General features: G+C 65.9%; 18 protein-coding genes. 7 read left to right on the forward strand and 11 right to left on the reverse strand.

Annotated features, from left to right (window positions below; genetic code table 11):
• Positions 1 to 13: 13 nt before the first annotated feature.
• Positions 14 to 511 carry a transcription elongation factor GreB gene (greB, locus tag ACFQRC_RS01270; RefSeq protein WP_379956922.1) on the forward strand — a complete coding sequence of 166 codons (498 nt, stop codon included), beginning with the start codon at positions 14 to 16 and terminating at the stop codon, positions 509 to 511.
• Here the strand turns inward: greB and ACFQRC_RS01275 are convergent.
• The 3 genes from ACFQRC_RS01275 to aspS form a co-directional block, all read right to left on the reverse strand.
• Positions 505 to 903: a hypothetical protein gene (locus ACFQRC_RS01275; protein ID WP_379956924.1), complete on the reverse strand. Its 399-nt coding sequence runs from the start codon at positions 901 to 903 to the stop codon at positions 505 to 507. The genes greB and ACFQRC_RS01275 overlap by 7 nt on opposite strands.
• 69 nt (positions 904 to 972) lie before the next feature.
• Complete coding sequence (locus ACFQRC_RS01280; RefSeq protein ID WP_379956926.1) at positions 973 to 1,749, reverse strand: polyphosphate kinase 2 family protein; 777 nt, start codon at positions 1,747 to 1,749, stop codon at positions 973 to 975.
• 115 nt (positions 1,750 to 1,864) lie between these two features.
• Positions 1,865 to 3,679, reverse strand: coding sequence for an aspartate--tRNA ligase (gene aspS, locus ACFQRC_RS01285; protein ID WP_379956928.1), 1,815 nt, complete (start codon positions 3,677 to 3,679; stop codon positions 1,865 to 1,867).
• 106 nt (positions 3,680 to 3,785) lie between these two features.
• On the opposite strand from aspS, the gene rnd reads away from it, so the two are divergent.
• Together rnd and ACFQRC_RS01295 are read left to right on the forward strand one after the other, a co-directional pair.
• A complete protein-coding gene (gene rnd, locus ACFQRC_RS01290; RefSeq protein WP_379956931.1) occupies positions 3,786 to 4,961 on the forward strand; it encodes a ribonuclease D in 1,176 nt (391 codons plus the stop codon).
• Complete coding sequence (locus tag ACFQRC_RS01295) at positions 4,958 to 5,263, forward strand: I78 family peptidase inhibitor (RefSeq protein ID WP_379956933.1); 306 nt, start codon at positions 4,958 to 4,960, stop codon at positions 5,261 to 5,263. Before rnd ends, ACFQRC_RS01295 begins: the two co-directional genes overlap by 4 nt.
• Here the strand turns inward: ACFQRC_RS01295 and ACFQRC_RS01300 are convergent.
• The 4 genes from ACFQRC_RS01300 to ACFQRC_RS01315 are packed head-to-tail and all read right to left on the reverse strand — an operon-like array spanning position 5,250 to position 10,773.
• Positions 5,250 to 6,710, reverse strand: coding sequence for an exopolyphosphatase (locus ACFQRC_RS01300; RefSeq protein WP_379956935.1), 1,461 nt, complete (start codon positions 6,708 to 6,710; stop codon positions 5,250 to 5,252). The two genes, ACFQRC_RS01295 and ACFQRC_RS01300, sit on opposite strands and share 14 nt — an antisense overlap.
• Before the next feature lie 29 nt (positions 6,711 to 6,739).
• Positions 6,740 to 8,905: an RNA degradosome polyphosphate kinase gene (locus ACFQRC_RS01305; RefSeq protein ID WP_379956938.1), complete on the reverse strand. Its 2,166-nt coding sequence runs from the start codon at positions 8,903 to 8,905 to the stop codon at positions 6,740 to 6,742.
• Between the two features lies 1 nt (position 8,906).
• Positions 8,907 to 9,527: a chromosomal replication initiator DnaA gene (locus ACFQRC_RS01310; RefSeq protein WP_379956940.1), complete on the reverse strand. Its 621-nt coding sequence runs from the start codon at positions 9,525 to 9,527 to the stop codon at positions 8,907 to 8,909.
• A gap of 7 nt (positions 9,528 to 9,534) precedes the next feature.
• Entirely contained in the window at positions 9,535 to 10,773 is a 1,239-nt protein-coding gene (locus ACFQRC_RS01315) for a hypothetical protein (protein WP_379956943.1), read from the reverse strand.
• A 61-nt stretch (positions 10,774 to 10,834) separates the two neighbouring features.
• On the opposite strand from ACFQRC_RS01315, the gene purM reads away from it, so the two are divergent.
• From purM to ACFQRC_RS01330, 3 genes are all read left to right on the forward strand, one after another.
• Positions 10,835 to 11,941, forward strand: a complete 1,107-nt coding sequence (gene purM / locus ACFQRC_RS01320; protein WP_379956945.1) for a phosphoribosylformylglycinamidine cyclo-ligase — start codon at positions 10,835 to 10,837, stop codon at positions 11,939 to 11,941.
• A complete protein-coding gene (gene purN, locus ACFQRC_RS01325; protein ID WP_379956947.1) occupies positions 11,934 to 12,872 on the forward strand; it encodes a phosphoribosylglycinamide formyltransferase in 939 nt (312 codons plus the stop codon). Before purM ends, purN begins: the two co-directional genes overlap by 8 nt.
• Positions 12,873 to 12,953: 81 nt before the next feature.
• Complete coding sequence (locus ACFQRC_RS01330) at positions 12,954 to 13,583, forward strand: hypothetical protein (RefSeq protein WP_379956949.1); 630 nt, start codon at positions 12,954 to 12,956, stop codon at positions 13,581 to 13,583.
• A gap of 31 nt (positions 13,584 to 13,614) precedes the next feature.
• Here ACFQRC_RS01330 and ndk read toward each other — a convergent pair whose 3' ends face one another.
• The gene (ndk, locus tag ACFQRC_RS01335; RefSeq protein WP_379956952.1) at positions 13,615 to 14,037 is read right to left on the reverse strand and encodes a nucleoside-diphosphate kinase; all 423 of its coding nucleotides are present in this window, start codon (positions 14,035 to 14,037) and stop codon (positions 13,615 to 13,617) included.
• A 183-nt stretch (positions 14,038 to 14,220) separates the two neighbouring features.
• Here ndk and ACFQRC_RS01340 point away from each other — a divergent pair, with 183 nt between their 5' ends.
• Entirely contained in the window at positions 14,221 to 14,640 is a 420-nt protein-coding gene (locus tag ACFQRC_RS01340; RefSeq protein WP_379956954.1) for a hypothetical protein, read from the forward strand.
• 4 nt (positions 14,641 to 14,644) lie between these two features.
• Here the strand turns inward: ACFQRC_RS01340 and ACFQRC_RS01345 are convergent, their stop codons facing one another.
• The 3 genes from ACFQRC_RS01345 to ACFQRC_RS01355 all read right to left on the reverse strand — a co-directional run bounded on the left by ACFQRC_RS01345 (position 14,645) and on the right by ACFQRC_RS01355 (position 17,383).
• Entirely contained in the window at positions 14,645 to 15,079 is a 435-nt protein-coding gene (locus tag ACFQRC_RS01345) for a DNA polymerase III subunit chi (protein WP_379956957.1), read from the reverse strand.
• Between the two features lie 129 nt (positions 15,080 to 15,208).
• Entirely contained in the window at positions 15,209 to 15,523 is a 315-nt protein-coding gene (locus ACFQRC_RS01350; protein WP_379956959.1) for a GIY-YIG nuclease family protein, read from the reverse strand.
• Positions 15,524 to 15,907: 384 nt separating this feature from the next.
• Positions 15,908 to 17,383, reverse strand: a complete 1,476-nt coding sequence (locus ACFQRC_RS01355; protein WP_379956961.1) for a leucyl aminopeptidase — start codon at positions 17,381 to 17,383, stop codon at positions 15,908 to 15,910.
• Between the last annotated feature and the right edge of the window lie 28 nt (positions 17,384 to 17,411).

Consider the following 17,411-nt stretch of genomic DNA (forward strand, 5'->3'; position numbering starts at 1 on the left):
TGACGGTGGGCGAATGGACGACCGGCCCAATTACATCACCCCCGACGGCTATCGCCGCCTCCGCGAGGAATATGAGGCTTTGTTCGGCGTCGAGCGGCCGAAGCTGGTCGAGACGATCAGCTGGGCGGCCGGCAATGGCGATCGGTCGGAGAATGGCGATTACATTTACGGCCGCAAGCGGCTGCGCGAGATCGACCGGCGGATCGGTTGGTTGTCGAAGCGCATGGCCAAGGCGGCGGTGGTCGATCCGGCCAGCCAGCCGGATCGCAACCGCGTCTTCTTCGGCGCGACGGTGACGCTTGCCGACGACAATGACGAGGAGAGGATCGTCACCCTGGTGGGCGAGGACGAGGCCGATGCAGGCTCCGGTCGGGTCAGCTGGAGCTCCCCGATCGCGCGCGCGATACGCGGCGCGGCGGTGGGCGACGTACGCCGGGTGCGGCTGCCCTCCGGCGAAAAGGACTATGAGATCGTCGCGATCGGCTATCCGGAGCCGGGCCGCCTTCAATAGGAATCGCGCATCCACGGCCGGTCGCGCGAACCTTGCACCAGGGCCAGCCTGATCTCCTCGTCGGTGAGGCGGAGGTCGTCGTCCGTGTCGGCATAGCGACGGAACCAGATGTTGGCGCGATAGGCCTTGTCTTCGCTCAGACCTTGGCCGCCGCTGCTGAAGCCGAGCGCGACGATGTCCCTGCCCTCCGGCGTCAGGCCCAGCCAGGGATCGAGCATATCCTCGCCTCCGGCATAGCCAGTGTCATAGTCGCCGCCGTCATAGCGATAGTCGCCATAATAGGAGCCATCGTCATAGGCATAGCCCGATCCGTAGCCGCCGGAATAAGCGCAGGCCGAAAGGCCGATGGCCGCGCCGGCCACGAGCGTGAGAGTGATCAGCGTCTTGCGCATCGCCATCCCCTTCATGGTTGATGCATCGTTAACCATGAGCGGGCGCAAAGGTTGCTTCGTTACGGCTCGTTAACCATCTTTTCCGAACGCGCGGCGGGCCAACTCCTCAATTTCCGCCGAGGGCGTGGGCGGCTTCATCGGCACTGCCTTCTCCAGCGCATCGGCGACGACGTTCAACGCCGCGATCCGCGCCGCCTTCTTGTTGTTGCCGTCGATGACATGCCAGGGCGCCCAGCGCGTGTTCGTCTGGGCGAACATGTCGCCGACCGCCTTCAAATAATCGGCGCGGCGGGCGCGGTTGCGGAAATCCTCGGGGCTCACTTTCCAGCGCTTCCACGGATGGGCGAGCCGCGCCTGGAGGCGCTCGTCCTGCACGTCCTGGGTCACGTGGAAGAAGAGCTTCACCATGGTGGTGCCGTCTTCCACCTGCTGGCATTCGAATTCGTTGATCTCGTCATAGGCGCGGCGCCATTGCGCTTCGGACGCGAAGCCCTCGACCCGCTCGACGAGGACGCGGCCGTACCAGCTGCGGTCGAACACCGCGATCTCGCCCGATGCGGGGAGCCTCCGCCAGAAGCGCCAGAGGAAATGGCGGGCTTTCTCCTCCTCGGTCGGCGCCCCGATCGGCCAGACGCTGTAGCTGCGCGGATCCCATTCGGCGGTCAGCCGCTTGATCGTACCGCCCTTCCCCGCCGCGTCCCAGCCCTCGACCACGACGATGCTGCGCTTCTTGTGCACGGCATGGGCGACGAGGATGCGGGCCAGGCGCTCCTGGAGGGCATCGAGCGTGTCGCCATAATTGCCGTGATATTTGGCGCCGGATTCATAGTCTGAGAGGTTAATCAAACCACCACCGTTCGCCCTGAGCCTGTCGAAGGGCTGCCCTTCCGCTCCAGCGTTAAAAGAAAGGACAGGGCTTCGACAAGCTCAGCCTGAGCGGGAGTTGGGACAATTCGTGCCGTTACTCCGGAGCGACCACCTTGGCCGGGTCCTTCTTCGCCGCGCCGGCCGGTTCGACGATGCGGATGCTGAGCTCGCGCAATTGCTTCGGCGAGACCTCCGACGGCGCGTTCATCATCAGGTCCTCGGCCCGCTGGTTCATCGGGAAGAGGACCACCTCGCGGATATTGGGTTCGCCGGCGAGCAGCATGACGATGCGGTCGATGCCGGGCGCCGAGCCGCCATGGGGGGGGGCGCCATATTTGAAGGCGTTGATCATGCCGGAGAAATCGCGGTCGACGTCTTCCTTGCTGTAGCCGGCGATCTCGAACGCCTTGTACATGATGTCCGGGCGGTGGTTCCGGATCGCGCCAGACGACAGCTCCACGCCGTTGCAGACGATATCATATTGGAAGGCGAGGATGTCCAGGGGGTCCCCGGTCTCCAGCGCCTCCAGCTCGCCCTGCGGCATCGAGAAGGGATTGTGGCTGAAATCGACCTTCTTCGCCTCCTCGTCATATTCGAACATCGGGAAATCGACGATCCAGCAGAATTTGAACGCGCCTTCCTCGATCAGGCCCAGTTCCTCGCCGACGCGGGTGCGGGCGGCGCCGGCGAGCCGGACGGCCTGCGCCTGCTTGCCGGCGGCGAAGAAGACGCCGTCATTCGGGCCGAGGCCGAGTTCGGCGATCAGCTTCGCGGTGGCCTCCTCGCCGAGATTCTTGGCGATGGGGCCGCCGGGCACATTGTCCTTGATGTTGATATAGCCAAGGCCGGCATGGCCTTCGCCGCGCGCCCAGTCGTTCATGTCATCGAAGAATTTGCGGCTCTTCTCGCCGGCGCGCGGGGCCGGCACGGCGCGGACGATGCCGCCGCCCTCGACGATCTTGGCGAACAGGCCGAAACCGGCGCCGCGGAAATGCTCGGTCACGTCGCTTATCAGGATGGGGTTGCGAAGATCGGGCTTGTCGCTGCCATATTTCAGCATCGCGTCCTTGTAGGCGATGCGCGGGAAAGCGCCTTGGGTCACGCTCTTGCCGTTGGCGAATTCCTCGAACACACCCCCGAGCACCGGCTCGAGCGCGGCGAACACATCGTCTTGCGTCACGAAGCTCATTTCGAGATCGAGCTGGTAGAATTCCCCGGGCGAGCGGTCGGCGCGGGCGTCCTCGTCGCGAAAGCAGGGTGCGATCTGGAAATACTTATCGAAGCCGGCGACCATGATGAGCTGCTTGAACATCTGCGGCGCCTGCGGGAGCGCGTAGAATTTGCCGGGATGGACGCGGCTGGGCACCAGATAGTCGCGCGCGCCTTCGGGGGAGGAGGCGGTGAGGATCGGCGTCTGGAACTCGGTAAAGCCCTGATCGACCATGCGCCGGCGGATCGAGCTGATCACCTGGCTCCTGAGCACGATGTTGCGGTGGATGCGCTCGCGGCGAAGGTCGAGATAGCGGTAGCGGAGGCGGATATCCTCGGGATAATCGGCTTCGCCGGCGACGGGCAGCGGCAGCTCCTCGGCGGCGGACTGGACGGTGACCTGGTCGGCAACGACCTCGATCTCGCCGGTGGCCAGGTTGGGATTGGTCGCGTCGGCGCCGCGCGAGACGACTTCGCCGACCACCGTCACCACCGATTCGGCGCGGAGGCGGTCGAGGATTCTCAGCGCCTCGCTATCCGCCTTGGCGACAATCTGGGTGAGCCCGAAATGGTCGCGCAGGTCGACGAAAAGGACGCCGCCATGATCGCGCTTGCGGTGAATCCAGCCCGACAATTTGACCCGGGTCCCGACATCGGCGGCGCGCAACTGGGCGCAATCGTGGGTGCGATAGGCGTGCATGAGGGCTGGCTTCCGGTTCTCGGCTTTTCGTGAAAAATGCTGGCGAGCGCTTCGCTTGGGAGACAAGCCTTTGTCAAGGGAAGAGCCGGTCGCTAAGAGCGGCGCAATGCATATCCATCCGCTCATCACCGACAGCCAGTCGCTCGCCGACTTGTGCGAACGCCTTTCCACTTCTCCCTTCGTCGCGGTCGACACCGAGTTCATGCGGGAGAACACCTATTGGCCCGATCTGTGCCTCATCCAGATCGGCGACCAGAAAGAGGCCGCGGCCATCGACCCGAAGGCGGACGGAATCGACCTGACGCCGCTCCTCAACCTGCTCGTCAACAATGAGGATGTGCTCAAGGTCTTCCACGCCGGCGGGCAGGATCTGGAGATCATCTTCAACATGACGGGCGGAACGCCGCATCCGCTGTTCGACACCCAGGTCGCGGCGATGGCGCTGGGGCTGGGCGAGCAGGTCGGCTATTCCAACCTGGTCGAGAGCCTGCTCGGCCAGAGCCTCGACAAGGGCGCGCGCTTCACCGATTGGGGTCGGCGGCCGCTCGACGCGCGCCAGATCGATTATGCGATCGGCGACGTCACCCACCTCGCCACCCTGTTTCCCAAGATGCTGGAGCGGCTGCGCAAGACCGGCCGGGGCGACTGGCTCGACCAGGAGATGGAGAAGCTCGCCGACCCGACCAATTATGCCAACGATCCGGCTCTGGCCTGGAAGCGGGTCCGCATTTCGAGCCGCAAGCCCGACGTGCTCGGCCGCCTGAAGGCGCTGGCGGCGTGGCGCGAGATCGAGGCGCGCTCCAAGAACCTGCCGCGCGGGCGAATCATGAAGGACGAGACCCTCGCCGACGTCGCGTCGCATCCGCCGGCCAACCAGGAAGCGCTGGCGCGGGTACGCGGGCTTTCGGCTGGCTGGAAGAGCAACGACATCGGCGCCCGGATGATGGAGGCGCTGGCCTCCGCCCATCCCCTGCCTGCCGACGAGATGCCGCAGCGGGAGGACAGGCAGCCGGGGCTCGGCAAGGAAGGCGCTCTGGTCGCCGACCTTTTGAAACTGTTGCTCAAGATCCGCTCGCGCGAGAGCAATGTCGCGGCCAAACTCATCGCCCGCTCGGAGGAACTGGAACTTCTTGCCGCCGGCAGGCGTCAGGGCCTTGCGATACTCGAAGGTTGGCGGTTCGAGGAATTCGGGCGGGACGCGCTCGACCTGGTCGAGGGCCGCCTGGCCTTCGCGATCCGCAACGGCAAGCTGGCGATGACCCGAACGGAGGCCGAGACATGATGATAAGAGCAGCCTGGAGCGCGATATTGCTGGCGACGGCCGGTTGTACGACCGCCGTCGCGGACGACGGCCCCGTGCCGCCGCCGATGGGCGGGGAGAACAGCTGCGATGCCGCCGCCGCTAATGGCCTGGTCGGACAGGCGGCGACCGCCGAGCTGGGCGCCGAAGCCCTTCGATTGACAGGCGCGCGCGCGATTCGCTGGATCCAGCCCGGCCAGGCGGTGACGATGGACTATCGGGCCGACCGGCTGAACATCAAGCTGGACGCCCAGAACCGGGTGGAAGGGATCACCTGCGGGTAGTTGTTCCCGTCACGCGCCCTGTTTCGGCCGAGCAATCCATCGCGCCGGCCAGCGCCTTGAAGCGCCGCTCCACCGCCTCGCCGTACAGCATCTCGTCCCCCTTCTCGAACTCCAGGCGGAGCACGTCCTTGCGGCGCACCAGGCGGCTCCGCTTCAGGCTGGCAGCGACGCCGCCGCTCAACCGCTGAGCGAGACGCATGGCGAGCCCCCATTGGGCCGCGCGAGCGAGGGCCGCCTTGTCGCACAGCCGCGCCACATCGAGGGTGGAGAAGCTGCGCCCGCCGCCGAACGCGCTGAACAAAGCCTGGGCGAGCATCACCCTGCCCGGCCCGTCTATGCCCACCCAATTGGCGTAGAGCGCCATGTCGACGCCGCGTTCCGCGCGGAAATCGGGATGCGCCTGCCAGGCGATGTCGCCGAGCAGGCATGCGGCCAGCCTCAACCGGGCCAAGCCAGGCTCATCGTCGAAGATCGGGCCGATCCAGCGATCGAGCAGGGCGCCATGCTCGTCGAAGCGGCCGATCTGGCCGCCGACCTCCCGCGCCGCCTCGATCAAAGGGTCGAGCCTTCGCGTCGCAGGGTCCAACGCGTCGTAGAGCAGGCCTTCCCGAATGCCGAAGCTGGAGACGACCAGCTCGCAGGGCTCGAGCTCCCGCACCAATATCTTCAGGAGCATGTTCGCCGCCGGCAGGGTCGGCAGGCGCGAGGTCGAAAAGGAGGGGAGATGCTTGAGATCGGCCTTATGCAGGCCGGATATCTCCGATTGCAGCGCCGCGGGGCGGTCGGGCGCCATCCGATATTGGTGCATGATCGGCAGCGGATAATCGATCCGGTCCATGTCGATCCGCGCCAGCGCGCGCCAGGATCCGCCGACGAGATAGAAAGGGCGGTCCTTTCCTCGTTCCCGAAAGCCGCACCGGTCGAGCGCCTTGGCCACGCGCTTGGCCAGCGCCGCTTCGCCCTGCTCCGCGTCTATCCGCAGCACGCCGAGAGGCAGCGACGCACTCGTGCGCACCTTCTCGTCGGAGACGTCCACGAGTTCGAGGCTGCCGCCGCCAAGATCGCCGACCAGGCCGTCGGCGCCGGGAATGCCGGAAAGCACGCCCCGCCCCGCCATATGACCTTCCTGGTCGCCGGGAAGGAGCTCGGGCGAGAAGCCGACGGCGCGGACCTTTTCCAGGAATTCTTCGCCGTTGGAAGCGTCGCGGACCGCTGCGGTGGCGACCGCGCGGACATGGCGGACGCCCATCTGGTCGGTCAGCAGCCGGAAGCGCCGGAGCGCGGCGAGCGCCCTTTCCTCATCCGCCCGATCGAGCGCCCCATCCTGGACGACGCCGCGCCCGAGCCCGGCCATCACCTTCTCGTTGAAGATGACCGAGGGAATGCGGGCCGGCCCCGAATAGACGACAAGCCGTACCGAGTTCGAACCGATATCAATGATCGCCACCGGATGCCGCATGAGGGGAGACACGCCGCTCAGCGTCCGCGCCGAAGCCGCAGCTTGGGCACGGCGCCGCTGCCCCGCAGCGCCGCGCCCCGGCCCGAAAGCGACGGATTGGTCATGAAGTAACGGTGAAGGTTGAAGGGCTTGTCGTCGTCGATTGAAAGACGTTCATAGCTGCCGTCTGGAAGCAGACGCCAGCTTTGCTCGTTGTCGATGAGGTTCGCGACCATCACCTGGTCCAGTATCTGCGCGTGCACCGTGGGATTCTCGATCTTGAGCATATATTCGACCCGGCGATCGAAATTGCGCGGCATCCAGTCGGCCGAGCTTACATAGACGGCCGCGGCCCGGTTGGGCAGCGCGTCGCCGGCGCCGAAGCACCAGATACGGCTATGCTCCAGAAAGCGGCCGACGATCGACTTGACCCTTATGTTCTCGGACAGCCCCGGTACGCCGGGGCGAAGGCAGCAAATGCCGCGGATGACGAGATCGACCTGAACCCCGGCGGCGCTGGCGGCGTAGAGCTTGTCGATGATCGCCGGGTCGACCAGCGAGTTCATCTTGGCCCAGACCATGGCGGCCTCGCCCGCCCTCGCATTGGCGGTCTCGACGTCGATCAGCCGGGAGAGCTCGTCGCGCATGTCGTGCGGCGACATGACCAGAAGCTCCAGGTCGCGCGGCTCGACATAGCCGGTGATGTAATTGAACAATTGCGCGACATCGCGGCCGACCCGGGGATCGGCGGTGAAGAAGCTGATGTCGGTGTAGATGCGCGCGGTGACCGGGTGATAATTGCCGGTGCCGAGGTGACAATAGGTGCGGTAGCCCTTTTCCTCGCGGCGGACGACCATCGACACCTTGGCGTGGGTCTTCCAGTCGATGAAGCCATAGACGACCTGCACCCCAGCCCGCTCCAGCGCATTCGCCCAGAGGAGGTTCTGCTCCTCGTCGAAGCGCGCCTTCAGCTCGACCACGGCGGTCACCGACTTGCCCGCCTCGGCGGCGTCGATGAGGGCGCGGATCACGGCAGATTGCTTGCCGGCGCGGTATAGCGTCTGCTTGATCGCCACGACGTCCGGATCCTCGGCGGCCTGGCGGAGGAAGGCGACCACGACCTCGAAGCTCTCATAGGGATGATGGACGACGATGTCCTTGTCGCGGATCGCCGCGAAGCAATCGCCGCCATGCTCGCGGATGCGCTCGGGAAAGCGCGGCGTGAAAGGCGGGAATTTGAGGTCGGGCCGATCCTCCTCGACGAGAGTCTCGAGATCGGCGATGCCGAGGAAACCGGTCGATTCGAAGATCAGGGCCTCGCCGGCGCCGAGCCCTTCGCGCACCATCAGTTCGAGGCTGTCGGGAATATCCTCCTCCAGCTCCAGGCGGATGACACGGCCGCGGCGGCGGCGCTTGATCGCGCTGCGGAAATAGCGGACCAGATCCTCGGCTTCCTCCTCAACCTCGATGTCGCTGTCGCGGATGATGCGGAAGGCGCCGCCGCCGAGCAGGTCGTAATCGGGGAAGAGGCGCGAAATATGGCGGCGGATGAGCGATTCGATGGCGACGTAGCGCGCCGCCTCTCCCGGCAGCCGGACGAACCGCTTCAGGGTCGCCGGGACCATCAGCAACTCGCGTATCGGCTCGCCGTCCGATCGCCGCTTCAGGTCGAAGACCAGCGAGAAGCCCTTGTTGGGGATGAACGGGAACGGGTGCGCCGGATCGATCGCCTGGGGCGTCAGCACCGGGAATATCTGCTCGCTGAAATGACGGTCGAGCCAGTCCGAATCGCCCGGCTCCAGCTCGGCGCGGTTGCTGATGACATCCACGCCCGCCTCGCCCAGCGCGATGCGGAGCTCGCGCCAGACCTGCTGCTGCGCGCCAGTAAGCCGGTTCGCCTCTTCGCCGATCGCCGCGAGCTGCTGGGCCGGAGTCAGCCCGTCGGCCGAACGCTCCTCGACGTTGAGCAATTGCTGTCCCTTCAGCCCGGCGACGCGGACCATGAAGAATTCGTCGAGATTGTTGCCCGAGATGGAGAGGAAGCGCAGCCGCTCCAGCAACGGATGCGCCGGGTTGCTGGCCTCTTCGAGCACGCGCCGGTTGAAGGCGAGCCAGGAGAGTTCCCGATTGAAATAGCGCGCGCGCGCGGCATCGCCAGTGGCGGGCGCCGGGTCGCTGGCGATATTCGAAGGCGCTGGATCCATGTCAGTCCCGGCCTCTCGCTCGCTTGATGACGCCCGCGTCGGCGAGCGCGCGGCGGGCCATCGGCACCGTCATCCGGCGATGCTGCAGCAGCATCGCCCGGTCGAGGATATCGACCACCCGCTGAACGGCGACATAGCTGCGTTCGATCCGGGGAATGAGATATTCCGCCAGTTCGGGCGGGGCGGCAACTCCGCGATCACCGAGCAGCTTGACAATGAGATCCCCGATCAAAGCGTCGTCGGGCCGGGCGATGGCGATATGGGGCGTCGCCGCGAGGCGGGAGCGCAGGTCCGGGAGGCGGACCTTCCATTCGGGCGGCGGCACGTCCGCGACGATCAGCAGCGGCTTCCTCCGCTCCTGAGCCTCGTTCCAGGCGTGAAAGAGCATTTCCTCGTCATGGTCCTCGGCATCGTCGAACAATCGGCCGCCGGTCTTGCGGACGAAGATGCGGCCAAGCAGGCTGCGTCCCGATTTGCGCGGCCCGGTGAGCAGGGTCGCCATGACTGGCCAGAGCGACCAGTGCCTGAAATGGTCGAACGCGGCGCGGTTGGCGTCGGAGATGAGAAAATCCTCGTCGCGGTCCGCCACCGGCCAGTCAAGCGGCAGCGCGATCTGGCCCATGGCCGGCTTATTGCCCGTCGGGGCGCGTGATCCGGAGCGTGTTGCCCGAACCCTGCACGGTCCAGCCCTGCGCCTGGAGCGCCGCCTGCAACGCCGCCGAATCGCCGACGAAGGTGACCCGCATCACCGAAGTCCCGCCCAAAGCGAGGCTGGTGGTGAGCGCCGAGGTAACGCCGTTGATCCGGCTGACCGAGAGCTCCGCCTGGCTGACGGCGGCGGCGCTGGGCGTATCGACCTGGATGCTGAATGCGCTCGCCGCGCCGACCGGGACCGGCCCGGTGGCGACCGGCCCGGTGATGGCGTCGGTCGCCGCTTCGATCTCCTCTGCGATCTCGGCCGCGATATCGGGTTCCTCGACGATCAGCGACGGATCGGGCCGCAGCAGGCCGGCGGCGAGGGCGCGGGTATAAGCGAGATCGAGCCGGCGCACGCCTTCGTCCATCAGGCGCGGGATGGCGGCGCTGTTCTCGACCCGGAGCGTGAACCGGTCAAGGACCAGATTGTCCGGGCCGAAGCGCGCCGTGAACGTGCCGATCGCCGGCCCGCCAGGATAGAGCCGCTTCAGGTGGACTTCGGGTATGACGACGTCGGCGGCGCCATACCCGTCGATCAGGATTCGCCACCAGGCGCGGCCCGGCCGGCGCGTCTGGGCGGCGTTGAGGATCAGGGGGTCCACTCCGGAGCCGGTCGGCCGGACATAGTCGATGGCGCTGCCGCCGGTGCGGAAGCGCGCCCACGCCTTTTGCCATTCGTTGCGGAATTCCAGGCTGTAGAGCGTCGATCCGGTCTGCATCACCGGGATGACCAGCATCGGCGCCGACCGGCGCACGACGCCCTGCCCGCCGCCGAGCATCTGGCCGGCGCGCGAACGGTCGAACAGCAAACCGAGGCGGGCGATGTAGCGCTTCGGGCCGATCTGCTCTTGCTCGATGATGATCCCCGACACGATCGTGTTCAGCACCGAATCGGAAAGGTCGGGTGCCTGCGAAGCGGGCCGTCCCGTCGAATTCGCCCAGAGCGCGGCCCAGCCCAGGCGCTGCGCCTGCCGCCAGCCTTCGAGCCGGGCTTCCTCCGAAGTCTTGCCCGACGCGTCGACCTCGATGCCGGTCACCTCGAGCGTGCTCGAACTGTCGATCGGGGGGACGCCCCGGTCGGCGCCTTCCAGCTGCGCGTAGAGCGCGCCGCCCGCGCCCAGGAGGGCGCCGGCCAGCAGGATGAGGGGGGCTCGACGTCTGAAAAGCTTCACAGGGCGCCTTTTGGCGAGTTGATCGTGGAAATCCAAGCCTGTTGTCGCTAGGCGCGCTGATATGAGCGAAACCGACGAACAAACCGAGTCATACACCTACGCTAAGGCCGGCGTCTCGATCGCAGCGGGGAACGCGCTTGTGAAGGCGATCGGGCCGCTGGCTAAATCGACCGCGCGGCCGGGCGCGGACGCGTCGCTCGGCGGCTTCGGCGGCTTCTTCGACCTGAAGGCCGCCGGCTATTCCGATCCGCTGCTGGTCGCGGCCAATGACGGCGTCGGCACCAAGCTGAAGCTCGCCATCGACGGCGGCCGCCATGACGGCGTCGGCATCGACCTCGTCGCGATGTGCGTCAACGACCTCATCGTCCAGGGCGCCGAGCCGCTCTTCTTCCTCGATTATTTCGCGACCGGGAAGCTGGAGAGCGGGATCGCCGAGGCCGTGATCGCCGGCATCGCCGAGGGCTGCAAGATGGCCGGCTGCGCCCTCATCGGCGGCGAGACGGCCGAGATGCCGGGCATGTATGCCGCGGGCGATTACGACCTTGCCGGCTTCTGCGTCGGCGCCGTCGAGCGCGGCGAGGCGCTGACCGGCGACAAGGTGAAGGCCGGCGACGTCATCCTCGGCCTCGCTTCCTCCGGCGTCCATTCCAACGGCTTCTCGCTGGTCCGCCGCCTCGCCGCGGACAAGGGCTGGAAGCTCGACCGCCCCGCCATCTTCGATCCGGAACGGCTGCTGATCGAGGCGCTGCTCGAACCCACAAGCATCTACGTGAAGTCGCTGCTGCCCATCGTCCGGAGCGGCCGTATCGCCGCCTTGGCTCACATCACCGGCGGCGGTCTTCTCGAGAACATCCCCCGCGTCCTCCCGGAAGGCCTCCACGCCTTCGTCGGCGCCGAGGCCTGGCCGCAGCCCCGGCTGATGGCCTTCCTCCAGGCCCAGGGGAATATCGAGCCCGGCGAAATGGCGCGCACCTTCAACTGCGGCATCGGCATGGCGCTGGTGGTGGCGGCGGATCAAGCCGAAGCTGTCGCCTCCGATCTCGAAAAAGCGGGCGAGACCGTCTTCACCATCGGCCGCATCGAGGGAGGCGAGAAGGGCTGCACCGTCTCCGGATCGGCCGAAACATGGGGCGCCCGCGCGCCCTGGACCGCGACGCACCATGGCTGAGAAGGCGCGGGTCGGCGTCCTCATTTCGGGGCGCGGGTCCAACATGACCGCCTTGCTCTACGCGTCGAGACAGCCGGACTGCCCCTATGAGATCGTGCTCGTCGCCGCCAACGATCCCGACGCCCTCGGCCTGAAGGTCGCCGCGGCGGAGGGCATCGCCACCTTCGGCCTCGGCCACAAGGGCATGAAGCGCGCCGACTACGACCGCATCCTCGACGAGCAACTTCGCGGGGCCGGCGTGCAATATATCGCGCTCGCCGGTCATATGCGGCTGCTTTCGGCCGAATTCGTCGGGAAATGGGAGGGCCGGATGGTCAACATCCACCCTTCCCTCCTCCCCCTCTACAAGGGCCTCGACACTCACGCCCGCGCGCTGGAAGCGGGGGACACGGTCGGCGGCTGCTCGGTCCATCTGGTCACGGTGGAGCTCGATTCCGGCCCGGTTCTGGGGCAGATGGAAGTCGCCGTGCTAGTAGACGACACCGCCGAGACGCTCGCCGCCCGGGTCCTCATCGCCGAGCACCAGCTCTACCCACGCGTCCTGGCCGAGCTGGTCACGCGCGATGCGACGCCCGAGGCTCTGCTGGGCAAGCTGCGCGAGATCGCCCTCGCCCTCCCCGCCGCCGAGGAGAAATTGTCGCACGGCACCCCCGCCTTCGCGGTCGCCGGCGGCAAGATGTTCGGCTATTTCAGCGACGATCATCACGGCAACGGCATCACCGCCTTGCTGGTCAAGACCAGCGGGCCTGAGGAGCAGGCAATGCTGATCGAGGCCGAGCCCGATTTCTATTTCCGCCCCGCCTATCTCGGCCCCTCCGGCTGGATCGGCCTCCGCCTCGACCAGGGCGGTGTCGACTGGGACCATGTCGGCGAGTGGCTGCTGAAAAGCTGGCGCATGGCGGCGCCGCGCAAGCTGGCGGACGTGATCTAACGCGCTGTTCCCCGGCGGAAGCCGGGGCCCAGCTACGGCGCCGGACTGGATCCCGGCTTTCGCCGGGAACAAGAGGACGAAATGGCCGAGAAGCAGACCGAAGCCCAGGCCGAAGCCGCCGCCATCCGCCGGCGCTGGATCACGCTCGGCGAGATATTGGCGGTGGTCGCGGTGATGATCTCCGGCCTCACTTTCTGGAACAGCTATAGCGAGCGCACGGCGTCCGAAGCCGAACGCGCGGCCGACAAGGAGGCCGCGGCCGAGGAAGAGCGCAAGGCGGCCGAACGTTCGCAGACCCTGCTGCTCAAGGTCAGCGCCGGCCGGGGCGGAAGCAGCCTGGTTCTTGCCCCTGCGGATTCGGGCCAGGTGATCCAGAGCCTGAGCGTCGCTTTTCCGAGCGAACTGGGCGCGGCCGCCATCGACGCGATCATCGAGCCGCGGATCGAAGCGGGCTGGATCGAGAAAGCGGTGAAGGATCTGGAACGTGAGGGATCGGAAGGAGACCTGCGGGTGCCCGTCGCCATCACCACCCGCTTCGTCAGCGGCGGCGAGACCCGTAGCGACACGTCGCTCTACGATGTCGGCTACAGGCTGGACCGCGGCGTTCTCGACACGGACGTCGAACTCAGCGGCCTCGCCCTCATCGAAAGGGCCCGGGCGTCAAACGCCCAGGCCCGCCTCGACGCGATCTGGAAATCGCGGCAGCAATAATTAGCCTCTCCCGCAAAGGGGGAGAGGAAAATTACCCCACAATCTCTTCGGGCTTGAAGAAATAATCGATCTCAATTGCCGCATTCTCCACGCTGTCGGAGCCGTGGACGCTGTTGGCCTCGATCGATTCGGCGTGGACCTTGCGGATCGTGCCTTCGTCGGCCTGGGCCGGATTGGTCGCGCCCATCACTTCGCGATTCTTCGCGACGGCATTCTCGCCCTCCAGCACCTGGACGACGACCGGGCCGGAGATCATGAAGCTCACGAGATCGTTGAAGAAGGGCCGCTCCTTGTGGACGGCGTAGAAGCCCTCGGCCTGCTCCCGCGTCATGCGGATGCGGCGGGAGGCGACGACGCGAAGCCCCGCATCCTCCAGCATCTTGGTGATCGCGCCGGTCAAGTTGCGGCGGGTGGCATCGGGTTTGATGATCGAGAAAGTGCGTTCGGTCGCCATGGCCGGCAAAGCTCCATTGATGCGGGATTGAATGGGCGCGCTCTCTAGGCGGCGCTGCGCGAAACCGCAAGGGAGGCTCAGCTGATGGCCGTCAGTTGAGTCGAATCTATCCGTATCGGCACATTGCACATTGTGTTTCGTATGAACACCGTGCACCAGTAGTAGCTGGAGGCTGATTTGCTCATGAGTAAGACAGATGAGGTTGTTTTGTTCTTAGGCAAAGCAGCTCTCGCCGTTTTGGTCGGGAGCCTCACCGCCGGCTTTTTCTTTTGGGGTGGTCAAGCTTGGGGAAAATTAGATATTTCGACTATACCGCTGCTGCTATTCTTGGTCATTTTAACAGCGCTGATGGTTTTCTTCATAGCTTTACCAGCTATGGTTTTGGTGGGGCTTCCCCTCACGTGGCCATCCCGACGGTGGATTAGAGAACACCGCCTCTCAGCAGGCATTGGCTTTGGATTGATTGGCGCAGCTACAGGCTTGGCGGTTCATCGCCTCCTAGACAGATCCCTGTTTGCTGATCGCTATGATACCACTGCAATGATTTGTGGGGGCGTTACTGCGATTGTTTTCACCTATCTGCTAGGCCGGAGCCGCCATTAGATTTTTACGGCCCCTGCACCCACTTCCCCTCCACCTGTTTCCAATAGCGGCATTCCGCTTCGGACTTGTCCTTGAGGGCGCGCCAGCTTTGGCGGGCGTCTTCGATGTGGGCGCTGTCGAAGAAATAGAAAGCGCGGGCGAAGGTCAGGGCTTCGTCGCGCCAGCGGCCGTCGGCGAGGGCGATGTTTTGGGCGCCGTTGAGGGCGTCCGGCTCGGGCGAGAGGAGGATGGGCTGCTCGCCCGGCGCGGGGCCGTCGTGTCGGCCGTGGGGCAGGAAGGAGTCGCGGGCGTAGCTCCAGAGCTGGCTGTCGACCTGGTCGAGGAGGCTGGGCTCGGCGACGATCAGCAGCCTTTCGTTATCCGCCAGCACCTTCTCGCAAATGCGCGGGAGGACGCGCTCGATCGGCGAGGCAGTGAGGCGGTAGAAGTCGACGAGCATGGCGCGGGATTAGGCTGATCGACCGATCGTGAACACCCATTCGTCACCCTGAACTTGTTTCAGGGTCCATGCCCCCACCCGCGCGGAAGCTCGGAGATGGATGCTGAACCCAGTTCAGCATGACGGAGTTCACTTGCGCGGTGGAAGCGGCTCAAACCCGAGTCCTACCGCCAGATCATCCCAATGCGGATTTCGCTCCTCGACAAGGTTGATCTTCCATTGACGATGCCACCGCTTGAGCTGCTTCTCGCGCAGGATCGCTCGCTCCATGTCGCCGCATTGTTCGAAATAGACGAGCCGGTGCACCTTGTAGCGGTGCGTGAAGCCGCGCCTGACGCCGCTACGGTGTTCCCAGATGCGACGCAAAAGGTCCGACGTGACACCGATGTAGAGGGTGCCACGCGGCTGACTGCCGAGGATATAGACAGACGGTTGCCGTTCCATCGACCGAACGTATCATCGCCGACCTCGGGTGGAACCGCCATTCTCCACTTCGCCACCCTGACCGTCTGTCAGGGTCCATGTCCCTACCCGCACCGTGGCTTCCAGCTGGATGCTGAAACGAGTTCAGCATGACGAATCAGGGATGCCGACAACTCTCGGCTCGTTACCCGAAACCACCATTCCGCCCCCCCCTTCCGTCACCCTGAACTTGTTTCAGGGTCCATCTATCCACTTCCACGGAGGCTCTGAGCTGGATGCTGAAACGAGTTCAGCATGACGGGTGGGGTGTCGGGACCAAAGCGTCCGGCGAAGCCACGCAGTCGATCCTCGCCCAAGGAGACGATCGCACTCGCAATCCTCCCCTTGGTCATCGGGCACTCAGGTTCAGCCCTCGAAATTATCCGCGATGAACCGATCCAGCAAAGCCACGCCATAACCCGTAGCGCCCTTGTCGAAGAGGTGCCCCGCTTTGTTCGCCCAGACCATGCCGGCAATGTCGAGATGGGCCCATTTCACCCCCTCCTCGACGAAACGCTGGAGGAAGGTCGCCGCCGTGATCGAACCGCCTTCGCGCGGGCCGCTATTCTTCATGTCGGCGATCGGCGAATCCATCAATTTGTCGTAGGCGTCGCCGAGGGGCATCCGCCAGACCTTGTCGCCGCTCTTCATTCCCGCGTCGGCCAGCTTGCCCGCGAGGCCGTCGTCGTTGGAGAACAGGCCGCCATATTCGAAGCCCAGCGAGATGATCATCGCGCCGGTCAGGGTGGCGAGGTCGATCATGATCTCGGGCTTGTACTGACGCTGCGCCCAGGTCATCGCGTCACACAGGACGAGCCGCCCCTCGGCGTCGGTGTTGATGACCTCGATCGTCTGGCCGGACATGGAGGTGACGACATCGCCGGGCCTCTGCGCCTTGCCGTCGGGCATGTTCTCGACCAGGCCGCAAATGCCGACCACGTTGGCCTTGGCCTTGCGGGTGGCGAGCGCCTTCATCGCGCCCGCGACGGCGCCGGCGCCGCCCATGTCCCATTTCATCGATTCCATGCCGAGGGCGGGCTTGATCGAGATGCCGCCGGTATCGAAGGTAACGCCCTTGCCGACGAATACGACCGGTTTCGCGTCGCCGCCGCCGTTCCAGCGCATGGCGAGCAGCCGCGCCGGGCGGACCGAACCCAGCGAGACGCCGAGCAGCGAATTCATGCCGAGCGCCGCCATCGCTTCCTCGTCGAGCACCTCGATCTCGACGCCAAGGCCCTCGAGCTGGGCGCGAGCGCGCTCGACGAAGGTTTCGGGATAGATGATGTTGGCGGGCTCGGTGACGAGCTCGCGGGTGAAGGACAGGCCGGCGAGGACCGCCGCCTTATGCTCCCAGGCCGCATCGGCGCCGTCCCCGCCCCCGACGACGACGATTTCCTCCAGCGTCGGCTTGGCCTTCTTGCCGAGCTTGGTGCGGTAGATGTCGTAGCGCCAGCCCCGCGCCGCCGCGCCGTAGGCCAGCCGCGCCGCCGCCTCGCCGTCGAAATCGAGCCCGCTCACATCGATGACCAGCTTCGTCTCGCCGGAGGTCAGCAATCGCCCGGTCAGGGCCCCGCCGACACGCTCGTACAGAGCCTCGTCGTCGCGCTTGCCGCCAAGACCGATCAGCAGCAGCCGCCGGGCCGTATCGCCTTCGGTGATGAAGGTCTCGGCGATGGTCGCCGCCTCGCGCTCGAACCGCTGGGCGTCCGCGGCGCGGGCCGCGAGCGTTCGTCCCGCCTCGTCCAGGCCGGTGAGCCGGTCGGCGAGCATGTCCTCGCCCCTGACAGGAATGGCGAGCGCATATTGTCCTTCGGGGCGCCGAGCGGCGAACGTGACTTTCATGGGGTGGAAAACCTCCTGGGGCTGGGCG

The organism is Enterovirga sp. GCM10030262 (assembly GCF_042666435.1).
GTDB lineage: Bacteria > Pseudomonadota > Alphaproteobacteria > Sphingomonadales > Sphingomonadaceae > Allosphingosinicella.

What these genes read in the sequence shown, in the direction of transcription:
- greB (WP_379956922.1), top strand. Translation starts at nt 14, where the DNA reads ATGGACGACCGGCCCAATTACATCACCCCCGACGGCTATCGCCGCCTC.
- ACFQRC_RS01275 (WP_379956924.1), bottom strand. Translation starts at nt 903, where the DNA reads ATGCGCAAGACGCTGATCACTCTCACGCTCGTGGCCGGCGCGGCCATC.
- aspS (WP_379956928.1), bottom strand. Translation starts at nt 3,679, where the DNA reads ATGCACGCCTATCGCACCCACGATTGCGCCCAGTTGCGCGCCGCCGAT.
- rnd (WP_379956931.1), top strand. Translation starts at nt 3,786, where the DNA reads ATGCATATCCATCCGCTCATCACCGACAGCCAGTCGCTCGCCGACTTG.
- ACFQRC_RS01295 (WP_379956933.1), top strand. Translation starts at nt 4,958, where the DNA reads ATGATGATAAGAGCAGCCTGGAGCGCGATATTGCTGGCGACGGCCGGT.
- ACFQRC_RS01305 (WP_379956938.1), bottom strand. Translation starts at nt 8,905, where the DNA reads ATGGATCCAGCGCCTTCGAATATCGCCAGCGACCCGGCGCCCGCCACT.
- ACFQRC_RS01310 (WP_379956940.1), bottom strand. Translation starts at nt 9,527, where the DNA reads ATGGGCCAGATCGCGCTGCCGCTTGACTGGCCGGTGGCGGACCGCGAC.
- purM (WP_379956945.1), top strand. Translation starts at nt 10,835, where the DNA reads ATGAGCGAAACCGACGAACAAACCGAGTCATACACCTACGCTAAGGCC.
- purN (WP_379956947.1), top strand. Translation starts at nt 11,934, where the DNA reads ATGGCTGAGAAGGCGCGGGTCGGCGTCCTCATTTCGGGGCGCGGGTCC.
- ACFQRC_RS01330 (WP_379956949.1), top strand. Translation starts at nt 12,954, where the DNA reads ATGGCCGAGAAGCAGACCGAAGCCCAGGCCGAAGCCGCCGCCATCCGC.
- ndk (WP_379956952.1), bottom strand. Translation starts at nt 14,037, where the DNA reads ATGGCGACCGAACGCACTTTCTCGATCATCAAACCCGATGCCACCCGC.
- ACFQRC_RS01340 (WP_379956954.1), top strand. Translation starts at nt 14,221, where the DNA reads ATGAGTAAGACAGATGAGGTTGTTTTGTTCTTAGGCAAAGCAGCTCTC.
- ACFQRC_RS01345 (WP_379956957.1), bottom strand. Translation starts at nt 15,079, where the DNA reads ATGCTCGTCGACTTCTACCGCCTCACTGCCTCGCCGATCGAGCGCGTC.
- ACFQRC_RS01350 (WP_379956959.1), bottom strand. Translation starts at nt 15,523, where the DNA reads ATGGAACGGCAACCGTCTGTCTATATCCTCGGCAGTCAGCCGCGTGGC.
- ACFQRC_RS01355 (WP_379956961.1), bottom strand. Translation starts at nt 17,383, where the DNA reads ATGAAAGTCACGTTCGCCGCTCGGCGCCCCGAAGGACAATATGCGCTC.